At 64.4% G+C, this 14,317-nt stretch carries 16 protein-coding genes; 4 read left to right on the top strand and 12 right to left on the bottom strand.

The genetic code is table 11. The features are described 5' to 3' along the window. The first annotated feature begins 75 nt into the window (after positions 1-75). The gene (locus tag KU306_RS01735; RefSeq protein WP_258302685.1) at positions 76-741 is read left to right on the top strand and encodes a methyltransferase domain-containing protein; all 666 of its coding nucleotides are present in this window, start codon (positions 76-78) and stop codon (positions 739-741) included. Here KU306_RS01735 and KU306_RS01730 read toward each other — a convergent pair. The 9 genes from KU306_RS01730 to KU306_RS01690 form a co-directional block, all read right to left on the bottom strand. After that, a complete protein-coding gene (locus tag KU306_RS01730; RefSeq protein ID WP_007542611.1) occupies positions 699-1,367 on the bottom strand; it encodes an HAD family hydrolase in 669 nt (222 codons plus the stop codon). The genes KU306_RS01735 and KU306_RS01730 overlap by 43 nt on opposite strands. A gap of 79 nt (positions 1,368-1,446) precedes the next feature. Further along, complete coding sequence (gene lwrS / locus KU306_RS01725; protein ID WP_074794660.1) at positions 1,447-1,821, bottom strand: LWR-salt protein; 375 nt, start codon at positions 1,819-1,821, stop codon at positions 1,447-1,449. 10 nt (positions 1,822-1,831) lie between these two features. Continuing rightward, a complete protein-coding gene (locus KU306_RS01720; protein ID WP_007542616.1) occupies positions 1,832-2,107 on the bottom strand; it encodes a 4a-hydroxytetrahydrobiopterin dehydratase in 276 nt (91 codons plus the stop codon). Positions 2,108-2,191: 84 nt separating this feature from the next. Then, positions 2,192-2,668 (bottom strand): E3 ubiquitin ligase family protein, encoded by a 477-nt coding sequence (locus tag KU306_RS01715; protein WP_258302684.1) that lies wholly within the window; start codon positions 2,666-2,668, stop codon positions 2,192-2,194. 72 nt (positions 2,669-2,740) lie between these two features. Continuing rightward, the gene (gene hemA, locus KU306_RS01710) at positions 2,741-4,138 is read right to left on the bottom strand and encodes a glutamyl-tRNA reductase (RefSeq protein ID WP_258302683.1); all 1,398 of its coding nucleotides are present in this window, start codon (positions 4,136-4,138) and stop codon (positions 2,741-2,743) included. Further along, on the bottom strand, positions 4,135-4,782 hold the full coding sequence (locus KU306_RS01705; RefSeq protein WP_007542622.1) for a precorrin-2 dehydrogenase/sirohydrochlorin ferrochelatase family protein: 648 nt from the start codon (positions 4,780-4,782) through the stop codon (positions 4,135-4,137). Before KU306_RS01705 ends, hemA begins: the two co-directional genes overlap by 4 nt. A 1-nt stretch (position 4,783) precedes the next feature. Next, positions 4,784-5,845: a siroheme decarboxylase subunit beta gene (gene ahbB / locus KU306_RS01700; RefSeq protein WP_258302682.1), complete on the bottom strand. Its 1,062-nt coding sequence runs from the start codon at positions 5,843-5,845 to the stop codon at positions 4,784-4,786. 93 nt (positions 5,846-5,938) lie between these two features. Next, positions 5,939-6,337, bottom strand: coding sequence for a DUF5778 family protein (locus KU306_RS01695; protein ID WP_007542626.1), 399 nt, complete (start codon positions 6,335-6,337; stop codon positions 5,939-5,941). Positions 6,338-6,385: 48 nt separating this feature from the next. Next, complete coding sequence (locus tag KU306_RS01690; protein ID WP_258302681.1) at positions 6,386-7,324, bottom strand: response regulator; 939 nt, start codon at positions 7,322-7,324, stop codon at positions 6,386-6,388. 102 nt (positions 7,325-7,426) lie between these two features. On the opposite strand from KU306_RS01690, the gene uppS reads away from it, so the two are divergent. Next, positions 7,427-8,371, top strand: a complete 945-nt coding sequence (gene uppS / locus KU306_RS01685) for a polyprenyl diphosphate synthase (protein ID WP_074794641.1) — start codon at positions 7,427-7,429, stop codon at positions 8,369-8,371. A gap of 4 nt (positions 8,372-8,375) precedes the next feature. Here the strand turns inward: uppS and KU306_RS01680 are convergent, their stop codons facing one another. Both KU306_RS01680 and KU306_RS01675 read right to left on the bottom strand, forming a co-directional pair. Beyond that, a complete protein-coding gene (locus tag KU306_RS01680) occupies positions 8,376-9,734 on the bottom strand; it encodes a serpin family protein (protein WP_258302680.1) in 1,359 nt (452 codons plus the stop codon). A 634-nt stretch (positions 9,735-10,368) separates the two neighbouring features. Further along, positions 10,369-10,977 (bottom strand): undecaprenyl diphosphate synthase family protein, encoded by a 609-nt coding sequence (locus KU306_RS01675; RefSeq protein ID WP_258302679.1) that lies wholly within the window; start codon positions 10,975-10,977, stop codon positions 10,369-10,371. A 111-nt stretch (positions 10,978-11,088) separates the two neighbouring features. On the opposite strand from KU306_RS01675, the gene KU306_RS01670 reads away from it, so the two are divergent. Further along, positions 11,089-12,402, top strand: a complete 1,314-nt coding sequence (locus KU306_RS01670) for a DUF92 domain-containing protein (protein WP_258302678.1) — start codon at positions 11,089-11,091, stop codon at positions 12,400-12,402. Between the two features lie 8 nt (positions 12,403-12,410). Beyond that, positions 12,411-12,815: a GNAT family N-acetyltransferase gene (locus tag KU306_RS01665; protein ID WP_258302677.1), complete on the top strand. Its 405-nt coding sequence runs from the start codon at positions 12,411-12,413 to the stop codon at positions 12,813-12,815. A gap of 6 nt (positions 12,816-12,821) precedes the next feature. Here KU306_RS01665 and dnaG read toward each other — a convergent pair whose 3' ends face one another. Beyond that, positions 12,822-14,249 (bottom strand): DNA primase DnaG, encoded by a 1,428-nt coding sequence (gene dnaG / locus KU306_RS01660; RefSeq protein WP_258302676.1) that lies wholly within the window; start codon positions 14,247-14,249, stop codon positions 12,822-12,824. Positions 14,250-14,317: the final 68 nt, after the last annotated feature.

Raw genomic sequence — 14,317 nt, 5'->3', positions numbered from 1 at the left:
GAGACGGACCAACGAACAGTGACTGACGCCGACCGTGGCCGCAGGCTTTACGACTGGTGGAGTCGCCACCAGGGCGTGTTTCGATTCTTCTCTCGACTCTTTCTCCCGGGACAAACACACCTTCGTGAGCGAGCACGTGCAGCCCTCGACCTAGATTCGGGAGACGTCGTCCTCGATGTCGGCTGTGGCCCCGGCGTCAACTTCGACGCGCTGCGTGCTGCTGTCGGGGACGAAGGGACGGTTCTCGGCCTCGATTACAGCGACGGGATGACAGTCGCCGCACGAGAGCGAATCGAGCGCGACGACTGGGCGAACGTCCACGTCGCCCGCGCTGACGCCGCTCGGCTTCCGTTGTGTACGTCGTTCGACGCCGCTTACGCGACGCTCTCGTTGAGTGCGATGGCGAATCCAAAGCAGGTTATCGACAGTGTCTACGGCGCGCTCGCTCCCGGTGGTCGGTTCGTCGTCTTCGACGCGCGCCCGTTCCCGCGACTCCCGCTTTCACTCCTCAATCCGCTTTTCAACCCGCTCTCGAAAGCGGCGACGAACTGGCATCCAGAACACGACCTCTGTTCGCTGCTCGACGCTCGGTTCGACTCGGTTCGGTTCACGGACGCGAACGCCGGGACGTTGTTCGTGGCTGTCGCGACCAAACACGACGCAGACGGCCGGTCACACCGCTCTTCGGTACCGGTTTCTCACCAGGACCGCGCGAGTTCGTCGAACGTCTCCACCCGGTAGTCGCCGAGCACACAGCGCCCGCGGAAGTCGGGACCGTGGCGTTCGATGTGAATCCCATCTAACGAGGCGTTCCACGCCGCGCCGATGTCGCTTTCACCGTCGCCGGCGAGGACGCCCGTAGTCCCGCCGTCGGTCCGGAGACCGTCGTCGACTCCGAGTTGCGAGACGGCCTGTTTCACCGGGGCTGCATCCGGTTTCCAGCCGGTTTCTTCGGTACAGCAAACCACCGTATCGAACCAATCGCGGATGTCGAGGTGGTCCAAGACGGGGTCGGTGAGGAACTGCTGGCAGTGTGTGACGATTCCCACGGGACGGCCCGCGTCGTGGATGTCGTCGATGATTCGGGCGGCGTCCTCGTGGAGATACGTGGCTTCGGCCCGCTTCATCGGGTCTTCTTCGCGGTGAAACGCCGGCCAGAACTCCTTGGGGTCGATACCCCACTCGCGGAGCGTCGGGTCTCGCGCACCGCCGAGGCCGTGCCAGATAACTTCCGCTTGTCGGTCGGTGAACTCGTAGCCGAGGCGGTCGCCGACGCGGTCGAACACGTCGCGCGTGTACGCCCAATCGGCATCCACGAGCGTGCCGTCGAGGTCGAACAGCCAAAAGTCGTAGGTGGAGGGGCTCATTCGGACTACGAGTTAGGTCACGTCCAAATAAAGGTATTCCGCCGCTGAACATCACCCCTGTCCCCCTCGATTGAGTCTCTCAGTCGTCTGCTTCGACGTGAATCGCGCTCCCGAAGTACTTGTGCAGCGCGTCGCGCACCGAGTCGGCGTTGAACTCGTCGAGGTGCTCGCCGACGGCAGCCCTGAGTTCGTCCAACGACGCTTCGTCGGTTCGCAACTCCGCGAAGGTACAGGACTCGACGGGGGCGTCGACCCACGACGAGGCGAGTTTCCGGGCGTAGACGGGGTCGTTGACCTCGCCGCGCCAGAGTACGTCGCGGAACAGCATCCAGCCTTCCTCACCGGGCGGTGGCGGAGTCACACGGACTGTCGTCTCGAACGACGCCGGCTCCGTCTCGACTGTCGGCATCGTTTCGAGGCGGAACGTCACCCGAAACACGTACGTGAGTGTCATCACCCGCGTGTCAGAACTCGTCGTCGAACAGGTCGGCGAGTCGGAGGTCTTTCTCGGTGATACCTCCTTCTTCGTGGCTCGTGAGTCGGACTTCGACCGCTTCGTACCGAATCGTAATCTCGGGGTGATGGAACTCTTCTTCGGCGACTTCCCCGACGCTGGCGGCAAACGCGACTCCGTCGAGGTAGTCGTCGAACTCGTAGACGCGCACGATTTCGTCGCCGTCGCGTTCCCAGTCTGCCCCGAGTTGGCGGTCGACTTCGTCTGGAGAGAGAACCTCAGCCATAGCGGATATGTCGCGTGGCAGACCGATAAGGATTCTGCCGACTCGGCGGACGTGGGTGTTGATTCGCTGGCGACGCCTGCGGGTTCACCGCTTTCGCAGGACGAATCCCGGGCCAGTCAGTGTCCACCGACCGTCGCGACGCCGGACGACCTGTCCGGTGACAGAGAGTCGGTCGCCGCATTCGACGGTCGTCTCCGCTGACGCACCGCGTTCGCCTACGACGGCACCGGCGGGCGGGATTCGAACGTGAACCGCCCCAGTGGGGTCTTCGAGGACGAACGGACGGGTGGCTCGGCCACTGGCTACTCCGGCGGGTCCGGCGTTCGCGTCGGTCGTCCACGCTTCGAGTGCCGGGCCAACGCCCACGACCTCCGCAACTGTCCCGACGACCGTCGCTCGGGCGACGTCGTCGAGGTCGGCCACGCGTCGCCGCGGTGCCGAGGCGACGAGTCGGCGACGCCGCCACGCACGAACGCGGGCAGCGATTCTGCGGCCGAACCGGTGGCGACGAGCACTCGAAGAAGACTGGAAAGGCGACCTGTCTGTGGGCGAAACGAACATCGAGACGGTCTGGACTCGGATTCGGATAAAAAGGTTCGCAGCCCCACCCACCGCGACTGCGGCGCTCGCGTCTCAGTCGTCAGAGAGCTGTTCGAGGACGCGTCGCGGCAGTTCGTCGTCCGACTCCGCCCGGTCGCTGTTCCGGTCGGGGCGCGACCCCGATGCGCCGAACGAGGGACGCTTCGATTCGGCCTGTTCGTCGGGTCTTCGCGTCGGAATGTCGTCGAATCCGGGGTCGAACAGGCGCATCGCGGTCTGGATGGTCGTCCAGTCGTCGTCGCCCGCGGCGTCGCGGAGGCTCTTGGTCGGGGCGGCGAGAATCTGGCCGACGAGCGCGTCCGCGAGCGACTCCACGGTCTCGCGTTGCTCGTCGTTGAGGTCGCCTTGCGCTTCTAACTTCGAGAGCGCGGTCGAAACCTCGCGACGCTTGACGTACTCGGCCGCCTCGTACATCGAACTGATGGCCTCGTCGGCCCGCTTTCGCTTGTAGGCGGCCAAGAGCCGGTCGAACTCCTCGTCTATCATGACTTCGACCTGCTGTGCGGCGCGTTCGCGCTGGACCTCGGTCTGGTCGGTCACGGTTTCGAGGTCGTCGATGTCGTGGACGACTACGTCCGTGAGGTCGCCGACTGCCGGGTCGACGTCCCGCGGTTGGGCGATGTCGATGAGCATCGTCTCGCCCGCGTCGGCGAGCGTCGCCGCCTCGACGACGTAGTCGGGGCTGCTGGTCGCGGTGATGACGAGGTCGGCCGCGGCGATAGCCGACTCGATGCTATCGAGGCCCGTCGCCTCGGTCGCCCCCGAAAGGTCTTCGACGAGACTTTCGGCGCGGCCGACCGTGCGGTTTGCGACGACCAACTCGGCCACGTCCGCGGACGAGAGAGCCTGCGCCGCGAGGGTGCCCATCTCGCCCGCCCCGACGACGAGGGTCTGGGCCGTCTCTATCGGGTCGTCGAGTTCCGAGCGTGCAAGTCGGACGGCCGCGCTGCCGAGCGAGACTGCTCCTTCGTTGATTGCCGTCTCACTGCGTGCGCGCTCGCCGACGTGGACCGCTTTCAACAGCGCGTCTTCGAGCATCGGACCGATACCGCCGACATCGCGAGACGCCTCGATGGCGGCTTTCACCTGCCCGATAATCTGGTCTTCGCCGAGGACCAACGATTCGAGCCCCGCCGAGACGCGCATGAGGTGGCGAAGGCTCTCTTCGTGGTCCATGTGTCTGACGCCCCCATCGCGAACCTCGGGGGCGAAATCGTCCAGCGCGCGGCGGCCGTCGGCGGCGTCCTCGGTGACGACGTACGCCTCGGCGCGGTTACACGTCTGCAGCGAAAACGCCTCGGTGACGCCCTCCTGCGCGAGGAGGTAATCGACGACGGTCTGTACGTCGTCTTCGGAAGCGCACTCTATCTCTTGGACGCTCGCCCGGTCGTGGGCGACGCTGACGCCGGAGATGACACCTGCGCTCCTCATAACTCACCTCGCTGTGTATCCCTAATCACGCGCGCTGCCTCTCGCCGGGGATTTGCATCCCCACTACGTAAAGCCTTCCAAACCGACGGGTCCCGAACCACGGCGCGAACCGCATCACGGCGCTCTGTCGGGGATATGTCGGACGACTTGAGGTCGGCCCGAATCTCGGCAGTCAACTCGGCCATCGCGCCTGCACCGTCGAGTTCTGCTTCGATGCGTTCCCGGAGGTGCTTCGACAACGCCGGACTCGCCCCGCCCGTCGTAATCGCCACCGACACGTCGCCATCGTCGACTGTGGCGGGTACGACGACGCTTCCAGCATCCCGCTCACCGCTCCGGTCGGCACGGTTGACAAGTGCTCCAGCGTCACGGGCGGCGGCGACGATAGCGTCGTTTACGTCGGTGTCGCTCGTCGCAGCGACGACCAGTGCGGGTTCGAAACGGGCGACCCACTCAGTCACGTCGTCCGGGTCTGGTGCCGCTCGGACGAGTTCTGCGTCGCCGAAGTCGCGGTCGGCGAAGTCGGGACTGACGACGACAGTTCGCGTCTCGCGGGCGAACCGGCGGGCCTTGCGGGCACCGACCGGACCGCCGCCAAACACGAGGATGGTCTCACCGCCGAAGTCGTGCACCAGTGGAATCATCTCACTCCGTGTTCGCTGCTGCTCTTTCGTCCAGTCTGATTCCGGTCTTCTTGAGGATTCGCGTCGAAAAGAGGGTGTCCCAGTCGTCGTCTCCAACCTCCCAGTACTCCCCCATGACCTCACGAACGCGTTCGATTCGCTCTTCGCTTTCTGCTTCGGACCGGCCGTGGGTCATCGCGAAGAAGTTGTACGGCCAGACGCCCTCATGGCGGGGGCGGCGGTAACAGTGAGTGACGAAGTCGAGCGCGGCGATTTCGGGGCCGACTTCCATCACGAGGTCGTCCGGGACGTTCCAGACGGTCATGCCGTTTTCCGAGTATCCAAGCGCGTAGTGGTTCGGAATGACGCCGACGCGGCGCACCTTCCCCTCCAGATTGAAGCGCTTGATAGTCTCGACGACCCACTCGGTGTCCTGCCCGAGCGCGTCGGCGACGTCGGCGTACGGCGTCTCCGTAATCGGGAGACCACCCTGAATCTCTAAGACGAGGTCGCGCTCGTCGGGCGTGATGGTTCGCTCGTCGGTCGGTTCGACGTCGGGACCGAGGTGCGAGAGGTCGAGGTCGCCGTCGGAGACGGGACCGTCGAGGAGGAACTTCGCGCCGACGTGGAACTCGTGGCGCTTCGGCATGTTGTAGGTCGTTTGCCCGGTCTCGTCTTCTATCTCGCCGAGTACCTCGTCGACGCGGGCTTCGTCGGCGACGGAGACGACGAACCACATGTTCAGATGTGGGTGCTCGCGCTCGTAGTTGTGTGCGACTTCGCGGTGTGCGTTTACCTGTTCGGCCACCTCGTCGAATCGCTCCGGCGGCGCGTGCATGGCGACGAGGGTCGCCGTCCCGCCGATTTCCTCGGCGTTGACGAGTGCGCCGAACCGCGAGAGGACGCCGTCTTCGTCGAGTGTTCGAACGCGCTCACAGAGGTCCGTTGCACTCACGTCAACTCCCCGCTCGCGAAGCGCTGCGGCGGCGGGTTCGAAGGGGCGTTCGACGACGGGGAAGCCACCCTGGAAGGCGTTGACGATGGCGCGGTCGAGAGGAGAAAGTTCCGCGTCCGCCTGTTTCATAGAGATGTCTCGGGATGCGAGGGGAATAAACGCCTCGCTTGTTCTCAGAATGGAGAGACCGCCGCGAGAGTCGGACAGTCCCGAAAAACCGGCTCAGGGAACGGGTGTGACGCGGTCGACGTGGTCGAGGTCGGCGAGGTCCTCGACGATGGCGTCGTGGTCGGCAGTCGCCTCGTAGTAGAACACGAGGTCGAAAGTCCCGTTGCGGAGGAGTTGCTGGCACTCCCAGACGAACTCGTCGTCGTCGACCGAGAGGCCCTGAAACTGGTTCGACGAGAAGTCCGTGTCGTCGTTTCCGGCGTAAATCCACGCCTCGCCTTTGTCAGCGTGTCCGGAGATGACCTCGTTGATGGAGACGGTCAACTCCTGCATTTCGAGGTCCTCCTGTCCAGCGAGGTCGGTGTGGATGATAGCGCCCACAAGTTCGATGTCGCCCGGTTCGAGGAGTGCAAGCGTGCGCTTGTAGAGGTCCTCGTCGATGGTCTCACTCATGATTGTCTCTTCTCGGGGAGGTACAAACGGGTGGCGATTCGCCCCGATTTAGACGACTGTCTCGATTCGCCGTGCGAGGCGTGCGTAGCCTTCGTCGCCCATCGACTTGGGGACGTAATCTGTCACGCCCGCTCCGATAGCGTCGGCCGCGATGGTCTCGCTCCCACGGCCGGTGTAGAGGATAAACGGCAGGCTGGCATCGCGGTCGCGAACGCGGCGAAGCAACTCTAACCCGTTCATTTCGGGCATCGAGTAGTCGCTGACGAAGCAGTCCACGTCGTTGTGCTGGGTCGCTTCGAGCGCCTTTGTCGGGTCGTCGTACGCGACGTAGTCGTATCCGTCGGCGAGCGCCGAGAGACGATGGCAGACCAACTCCGCGAGGTTCGGTTCGTCGTCGACGACGACGACAGTCGGTCTGTGCGTCGATTCGAGTTCCACAGACGGCGTCGTCTGCAGGTGCCTGACGAACAGATTTCGGTGTCGGGTCTGCTCGAACGCGACCGCTATCGACCCCGAGTCAGCACCGAGCACGACCGCCTGCTCGTCGCGGCTAATCCGGGTGATACTCTCGTACCGGAGGCGGACAGTCCGACCATCGCAGTCGACCGCGACCCCCTCTCGCGTAACCGCCAGCGACCCAGACTTGCAGGTCTCGCCGACCGTGACGACACAGGAGGCATCCGCGAGCAGAGCCTTCGCGAAGAGCACTCGGAACCGGTCGATAGTGTCCTCGTCACCGCCGATTGAGACGATTTTCTGCTGGTCGTCCTGGGTCGTTCCGACGACGAGTTCACGCTCCGTCTCGCCCTCGTCGGGGATGCGAACGACGAAGTCGAAGACGACCGACAGCGGAATCGACACGCTCTGCCCGTCGGGTGCCCTCACGACGAGCGCATCGGGCGTGAGCGTGACGACCGCGGATTGTGCACGCTCAAGCGATGGGCCCGCCACTGTCGCCTCGAACTGGGCGAGCGTGGAGTCCGCCATAACGTTTGTATATTCACGAATTTGGACAAGAATCTGTCGGGCAGCACACTGAGTGCGTTCGAACCCACAAGAAACATACGTCACGCAGGTTACTCATCGAATATGCTCGGGTGGGTTCGACGTGGTTTTCAGCGCGCGTACGAGCGCGTTCTCCGGCGTGAAATCGGAGACGGACCAACCCACGTCGCGATAATTCAGGACGGCAATCGTCGCTACGCCAGAAAGCACGGCGACGACGCTTCAGATGGCCATCGGGCGGGTGCCGAGACGACAGAGCAGGTGCTCGAATGGTGTGAAGAACTCGGTATCGAAGAACTCACGCTCTACACGTTTTCGACCGAGAACTTCGACCGCCCGCCCGAACAACAGGAAGCGCTCTTCGACCTCATCGAACAGAAGTTGTACGACTTCGCCGACGCGGACCGCGTTCACGAGCGGGAAGTCTCGGTCCGCGCGATTGGCGAGGTTCACATGCTCCCCGACCGCGTCCGCGAGGCCGTTGAGTACGCCGAGTCGCGAACTGCCGCCTACGACGGCTTCACGCTTAACATCGCGCTCGCCTACGGCGGCCGGGCCGAACTCCTCAGCGCGGCGCGAGACGTGTGTCGCGCGGTCGAATCCGGAACCCTCGACCCAAGTGACGTGGATGTGGAGGCAGTCGACGAACGCCTCTCGCGCAAACCCGTCCGCGACGTGGACCTCATCATCCGCACCGGCGGCGACGAACGAACCTCGAACTTCCTGCCGTGGCACGCCAACGGGAACGAAGCGGCCGTCTACTTCTGTGCGCCCTTCTGGCCGGAGTTCTCGAAAATCGACTTCCTCCGCGGGATTCGAACCTACGAGTCGCGGGAGAAGTCGTGGCAGCGAACCCGGACCGAACGCGCCGTGGCGCTGGTCCGCGCCGTCGCCGAAGTGGAGTTAGCAGACGCGCGTGCCGTCTCCGGGCGACTGCGCGGGCAACTCCCTTCCTCGGGGGCAGACGAGGTCTCCGCCGAATTGGAGCGGCGGACACAAGAATCTCGAACCGAGCAGTCTGCTGACTGACAGCTTACTCGCTTCCCTGCGCCTCCCCGGCGTCGACGACTCGACCGAGAAAGAGCACCGCGTCTGTCGGTCGGTCGCGAATCGCGAAGAGGAACGGCCGGTCGAATCGGAGTTCGCCCCACGACGGCGGCAGCGACTCCTCGACGAGCACGCCAGTCGCGGCGGCGGCCTCGGTCCCTTCTTCGTCCACCGACACGAACGACTTGTGGAACACCTCGTCGATGTGGAGTCCGCCGTCGCCTCCCGCGACCATACCGCTGAAGTCCGCGCCTGCGCCGAACGGAGCGGGCATCCCGAGGTCCGAAAGCGCCTTCGAGAGTTGCACCTCGGTCTCGAACTCGAATTTGGGGAAGACGAGGTCTCCGATGCTGGTGCGTAGTTCCTCGAAGACGCCGAACAGCCGACTCGCGTCGAGGTTCTGCTCGTACTCCTCGAAGGTTCCTTCGTCGGGGAGGATGAGAACCATCGACACCTCCTCGCCGACGTAGGGCAACTCGACGGCCTGCGCACCGGGGAGGTCCGCGTACTGGGTCTTCAACTCCTGTCGCATCAGGGGGACAGTCGATTCGGAGCCATCCAGCGCGGTGAACGTCCCATCGGCGGTCTTCTCGGGGTCGAACTCGTGGAACCACCCCGCCATGAAGTAGATAGCGTTGGTCAACACGAGCACCGTCTGCGGCGAGATGGAATCCCGTGGCAGAAGGTCCTGAATCCGGTCTTCGGTCTGGTCGGCGACCCAGTCGTTGATGCGCGTTCGTTCACCTTCTGGGTCGCCGGTGAAGTCTGCCCGGCGGAGTCCTGCACCGTAGTGCTCCTCCAGTCGGGCGAGATACTCCTCGGAGAAGGGGTAGCCCTCTCGACCCCACAGCGTGTTCGCCACGGCCAGTTGGAAAGCGTCCACTTCGGACCCATCGACGGGGTCGGTGGCTGTCTCTCGTTTTCCGAGGGAACGCTGGAGGTCGGAGAAGGCGGGGTGGATGTCTTCTCCCAGCGTGTAGTGGAGCACGTCTTCCATCTGCTCGCGCGTGTCCCCCCGAGCGCCAGCGTAGGTCATCGCCAGTGCAACTGAGATGCTGTAGGGTGACAGGAACTGGTTCCCACCCTGCTCGCTGGCGAGGTGCGCGTGTAAATCGAGGGCGAATTCGGCGTTCCCGGACGCGAGTGCGGCTAATCGATCGTCGTCCACGCTTGGCTCGCCGTTTGGTGGTTCTTCGGTCGGTGTTTCGGTCATCTCTGTCGGCGTCGCTGTCGTGGTTTCCGTGTCGGTCTGCGTCGTCGGGTCCGCCTGCCCACTGCCGGTACATCCCGACAGGGTCGCGGCGGCGAGGGCTCCCGAGAGCGCGAGGAGTTTGCGCCGATTCATAGTACAACTGTCAGCTACCTAACGATGTGCTTTCTGTAAACTCAGATAGGCGTTTGTGTTATCCAGTTGCAGACGTTTGAGGATTCGATTGCAGACTATCGAGGATGGTCTCGCTGTGTCTGCGTGGAGCGAATACGCCGTCTGTAGGTTCTCCAGCCGGACATGCCAAGCATCCCGACGCTCACTCCTCCGACTAGGGAAATAACGACGCGCTCGTATTGCTGGCCGAACAAGAGTATCGTCGCACAAAAAACCACAGATGGGAGCCACGACCGCCAGTCATCGAATTGGAATTCGGCGTACAGCCACGGAAGCACGAGAATTGCACCGACAACGACCCACCCCCACTGTATCGGTTCTAGTGGGCTATCGCGCCAGAGTGTGAAGAGGAGCGCGAGTGAAAACAGGCCGGTGCTGCCTTCCGCCCACTCGGTTGGGTGCTCAGTTTGGAGGGCATCCATACCGACAACAATCAACTAAGTAACAAATAGGTGAGTCTCTCGGTTTACTTACGAAGGCGTTTGGATGGCACGCTTCCGCAGACCGCCCAAACTACCTCGTCAACAGAGTTGACGCGTCATTCGGCCTACCGCCCGAATTCCCGTCGCTCACGCTGCTCGCAACGACATTCGGCCTACCGCCCGAATCTCCGCTGTCTGTCCTGATAATCCCGCAACGCCCGCAGGTAGTCTCGCTTCCGGAAGTCCCGCCAGTTCACGTCGGTGAAGTACAGTTCCGCGTACACCGACTGCCAAATCATGAAATCCGAGAGACGCTCTGCGCCGGTCTTGACGACCAAATCGGGTTCGTCGGGGAACACCAGACGCTCTTCGACCTCGTCGGCGTCGATGTCGTCGGGGTCCAACTCGCCGGAATCGACTTCCTCGGCCAACGACCGAACGACGTTTGCGAACTCGCGTTTGCCGCCGAGACCGATGTTCACCTGTACGGGTTCGTCGACGGGTTCGGTGTCGCCGGGTTCGCGGACGGCGATGGGGTAGGGACTCTCGATGTCGCGGAGTTCGCGCGAGAGGGTCGGAATCACTGCTTCGTCGAGGACGCTCACGGAGACGGTGACGCGCTCGGTGCCGTGCTCGAACGCCCAGTCGAGGAAGTTGGCGAGCGTGTCGTAGGCACCCTGTTCTAACAGGTCGCGTTCGGTGATGACGACCGCGACGTGGTCCGGGGTGTCGGCACTGTCGAATCGAAACCGGAGGGCGAGGTAGTAGTCGTACAGTCCCACACGATGTCGTCGCGCCGCGGACGCCCCTAACGCTTCGGGTTCGCCGTGGGTGCCGTCCCCGAAGTCACCGATGTCGGGAGGGTTAAGTGCGCGTCGGGGAAACCGAACGATGTGACTTCCACACTACGGCGAGCGGGTGGATTCGCGGTTGTCGGGACGTTGGCCCTCGCGGCCCCCAGTCTCGGCTCGGCCGCGTTTGCACCGTTCGCCGCAGTCGCGCTCTTGGCGGCTTTCGTCATCGACGACGGGCCGCTGTTCGAGCTGTTCGCGCGACCGGGAGACCGCGAGGACGGCCGTCTCAACGGACTGGCTGGCTTCGCACTGGCCGCGACCGGGCTGGCACTTCTCGCGACGGTCCCCCGGGTCAAGATGCCACTCACGGCGTTCGTCGCTGCCGTGTTGGTACTCGCCTACGGGAACCTCGGAGGGCGACTGGCTGACGCCCGCCTCGACGACGAGTTCTTGCAGACCGCCGGATTCGTCGGTACGGGACTCGCGGCCGCGACTGTCGGCCAAGTGGCCGTCGCCAACGTGACGGGAGCACCAGCGCCGCTCGCTCGGTTTACGTTCGTCGCAGCACTGGGCGCGCTCGTCGCCGCACTCCTCCGGACGGCCTTCTACGAGCGCGACGACCCCCTTGTCATGATTACCGTCGGGTTCGTCCTGTGGGGAGTCGAAGTCCTTGCAGGCCCCGTCTCACCCACCCAGACTGGTATCTCCATCGCGCTGACGGTCGCACTCGGCTACGCCGCCTACGCGCTCGGAACCGCGTCGCTCGCCGGGATGCTCACGGGCGTCCTCCTCCTCTTTGTCGCCATCGGCCTCGGCGGGTTCGGCTGGGCTATCGTCCTCGTTTCGTTCTTCTCTATCGGCGGCCTCGCCACCAAGTTCCGCTACGACCACAAGGCGGAACGCGGCGTCGCAGAGAAAAACGAGGGTGCTCGCGGGACGGGCAACGTCCTCGGCAACTCCGCGGTGTCGCTCGTCGCGGTCGTCGGCTACGCCGCCACACAGACCATCGGCCACAGTCTCGGGAGCGACCTCTTCATCCTCGCGTTCGGCGGCTCCGTCGCCGCCGCGATGAGTGACACGCTCTCCAGCGAAATCGGCGGCCTGTTCGACAACCCGCGGCTCATCACGACGTTCAAGCCTGTGCCACCGGGAACCGACGGCGGCGTCACGTGGCAGGGCGAAGTCGCCGGTATCGTCGGCTCTGCGCTCGTCGCCGCGCTCGCGTACGTCCTGCTGCCGCTTTCGACCGAGGCTGCTGCGCTCGCGGTGCTCGTCGGCGGCGTTGCGGGAATGACAGTCGATAGCCTCCTCGGCGCAACCGTCGAAGGTTCCGGTCTCGGCAATCAGGCGGTCAACTTCCTCGCGACGCTCGCCGGCGCGCTGGCAGCCGTCGTTGCGTGGCTTCCGCTGTAACTGTGTCTGTGAGACCTGCTCGTCCGGGCGACCGCGCGGCTGTCTCGTCGCTCCAGCAACTCATCTCAGAGCCGTCGCCCGAACTTCTCGACGCGTGGCCAGCGGTCGGGACGCTTCTCGTCTCCGTCGATACTGCTGACCGTCCGGTCGGGTATCTTCTCGCCACCGGCGACCACGTTGCCGAACTCGCAGTCTCGCCCGAGGCACGGCGCGAGGGGCGTGCCACCGCACTGGTCGATGCACTTCGCGCCCGTCGAGGGGACGCGTCGCTCACCGTGTTGGTGCATCCCGACAACGAGGCTGCCCGAGCGTGTTACGAGGCTCTCGGATTCCGCCGCGATGGACGCGTCGCCGACGCGTTCGAGGACGCCGACGCGATTCGGCTCGTGTCCGACCCGTCCGACCAGCGGTGAGTCGCCTCAGGCGAGCAGCTGGTCAGCCGTTCTGACGCGGACGCTAACGGGCTTTTTGACGAACTCTCCGATAGAGCGCCCGACGACGTGTTCGACGCCGCGCTGGGCCGCGATATCGACGAGCTTCTGACTCGTTTCGCCGTCGACCACGACGAGCAACGGCACCGACTCGGTGTCTTCGAGTGCGTCGTACACCGTTTCGACCGCGACTTCTTCGAGGAGGTCGAGTTCGTCGTCGAGGAAGCGGGCACGGCCACTCTCTTCGGTGACGACTTCGCGCACGTGGTCGGCGAGCGACTTCGATTCCGGCGCTTGCTCGTCGGCGACGGGGTCGGCTGTGTCGGCTGTGTCGGCTGTGTCGGCCGGTTCCGGCGGTGCGCCGGCGAGGACTTCTGGTTCCGGAATCGGTTCGTCCGCTGTAGCGTTCGGCGGCTCGCTCGTCGTTTCGACGGTTATCGTTCCGCTGTTGTCCGACTCCGTCTCGGAAGACGCGTCGGCGGTTGGGGTGGCGGATGCGTCGGCAGTCGAGGCGGCCGACGTGTCGTCAGGTGCCGGTGCCTCCGGGCGGGAGTCCGAATGCACTCCCGAAGTGTCGCCAGCGGCGGCGACAGCCGCCCGCAAGTCGCCGTCGTCCGGCAGCGCCGAGAAGGCAATCTTGTTCCGGAGGGACCGGAGTACGTCGCTCCGGTCGAGGTCTTCGACCGACTGCCCGTCTGGCGCGAACGCGACGTAGTCCACGTCACCGACTTGAGCGAGTTCCCGAAGGATGAGTTCGCCGCCGCGGTCGCCATCGAGGAACGCGGTGACTGTCCGGTCTTGGGTGAGCGACGCGACCGCGTCGGGGACGTTCGTCCCCTCGACTGCAACGGCGTTCTTGATGCCGAAGCGGAGGAGCGTCAGCACGTCGGCACGGCCTTCGACCACGATGATGGCGTCGGAGTCGGTGACTCGTGGTCCGGCCGGAAGCCCGTGGTACTCGGAGATGTCTTCGACGCGGACGCTCTCTTTGACCTCTTCGAGAATCTCGGTCGACGACATGACGGTGTCGTCGAACGATTCGGTGAGGAGTTCCTTCGCCCGCTCGACGACCTTGCGGCGTTTCGCCTCGCGAACGTCTTCGATACTCGTGACCTCGATGGCCGCCTGACAGGGGCCGACGCGGGTGAGCGTCTCCAGCGAGGCTGCGAGGATGGCCGTCTCGACCTTGTCGAGACTGCTCGCGATGGTCATCTGGCCGAACGAGTGGCCGTTTTCGGAGTCTATCTGTACGTCTATACGTCCGACTTTGGAGGACTGCTGGAGGTCGCGGAGGTCGAGTTCGTCGCCGAGCAACCCTTCGGTCTGCCCGAAGACGGCGCCGACCACGTCGCTCCGTTCGACAACTCCATCGGCGGAGATTGAAGCGTGAATGAGGTATTTTGCGGTGTCGTCCATTGGTGAAACACCCCTGCAGGGGGTGGTGTGATGATGATGGTGATGATGCTGTTGCAGGTCGCTCCTGC

The sequence above is a fragment of the Haloferax larsenii genome, assembly GCF_024730625.1.
GTDB lineage: Archaea > Halobacteriota > Halobacteria > Halobacteriales > Haloferacaceae > Haloferax > Haloferax larsenii.
The sequence above is the reverse complement of the archived record's forward strand: the minus strand, read 5'-3'. Positions and strand labels throughout refer to the sequence as shown.

Bases quoted from the DNA above. Each gene is read 5' to 3' on its own strand.
- KU306_RS01720 (WP_007542616.1), bottom strand. From the start codon at position 2,107: ATGGCTGAGGTTCTCTCTCCAGACGAAGTCGACCGCCAACTCGGGGCA.
- ahbB (WP_258302682.1), bottom strand. From the start codon at position 5,845: ATGAAACAGGCGGACGCGGAACTTTCTCCTCTCGACCGCGCCATCGTC.
- uppS (WP_074794641.1), top strand. From the start codon at position 7,427: ATGCTCGGGTGGGTTCGACGTGGTTTTCAGCGCGCGTACGAGCGCGTT.
- KU306_RS01705 (WP_007542622.1), bottom strand. From the start codon at position 4,782: ATGATTCCACTGGTGCACGACTTCGGCGGTGAGACCATCCTCGTGTTT.
- lwrS (WP_074794660.1), bottom strand. From the start codon at position 1,821: ATGACACTCACGTACGTGTTTCGGGTGACGTTCCGCCTCGAAACGATG.
- KU306_RS01695 (WP_007542626.1), bottom strand. From the start codon at position 6,337: ATGAGTGAGACCATCGACGAGGACCTCTACAAGCGCACGCTTGCACTC.
- KU306_RS01690 (WP_258302681.1), bottom strand. From the start codon at position 7,324: ATGGCGGACTCCACGCTCGCCCAGTTCGAGGCGACAGTGGCGGGCCCA.
- KU306_RS01715 (WP_258302684.1), bottom strand. From the start codon at position 2,668: ATGTTCGTTTCGCCCACAGACAGGTCGCCTTTCCAGTCTTCTTCGAGT.
- hemA (WP_258302683.1), bottom strand. From the start codon at position 4,138: ATGAGGAGCGCAGGTGTCATCTCCGGCGTCAGCGTCGCCCACGACCGG.
- dnaG (WP_258302676.1), bottom strand. From the start codon at position 14,249: ATGGACGACACCGCAAAATACCTCATTCACGCTTCAATCTCCGCCGAT.
- KU306_RS01730 (WP_007542611.1), bottom strand. From the start codon at position 1,367: ATGAGCCCCTCCACCTACGACTTTTGGCTGTTCGACCTCGACGGCACG.
- KU306_RS01680 (WP_258302680.1), bottom strand. From the start codon at position 9,734: ATGAATCGGCGCAAACTCCTCGCGCTCTCGGGAGCCCTCGCCGCCGCG.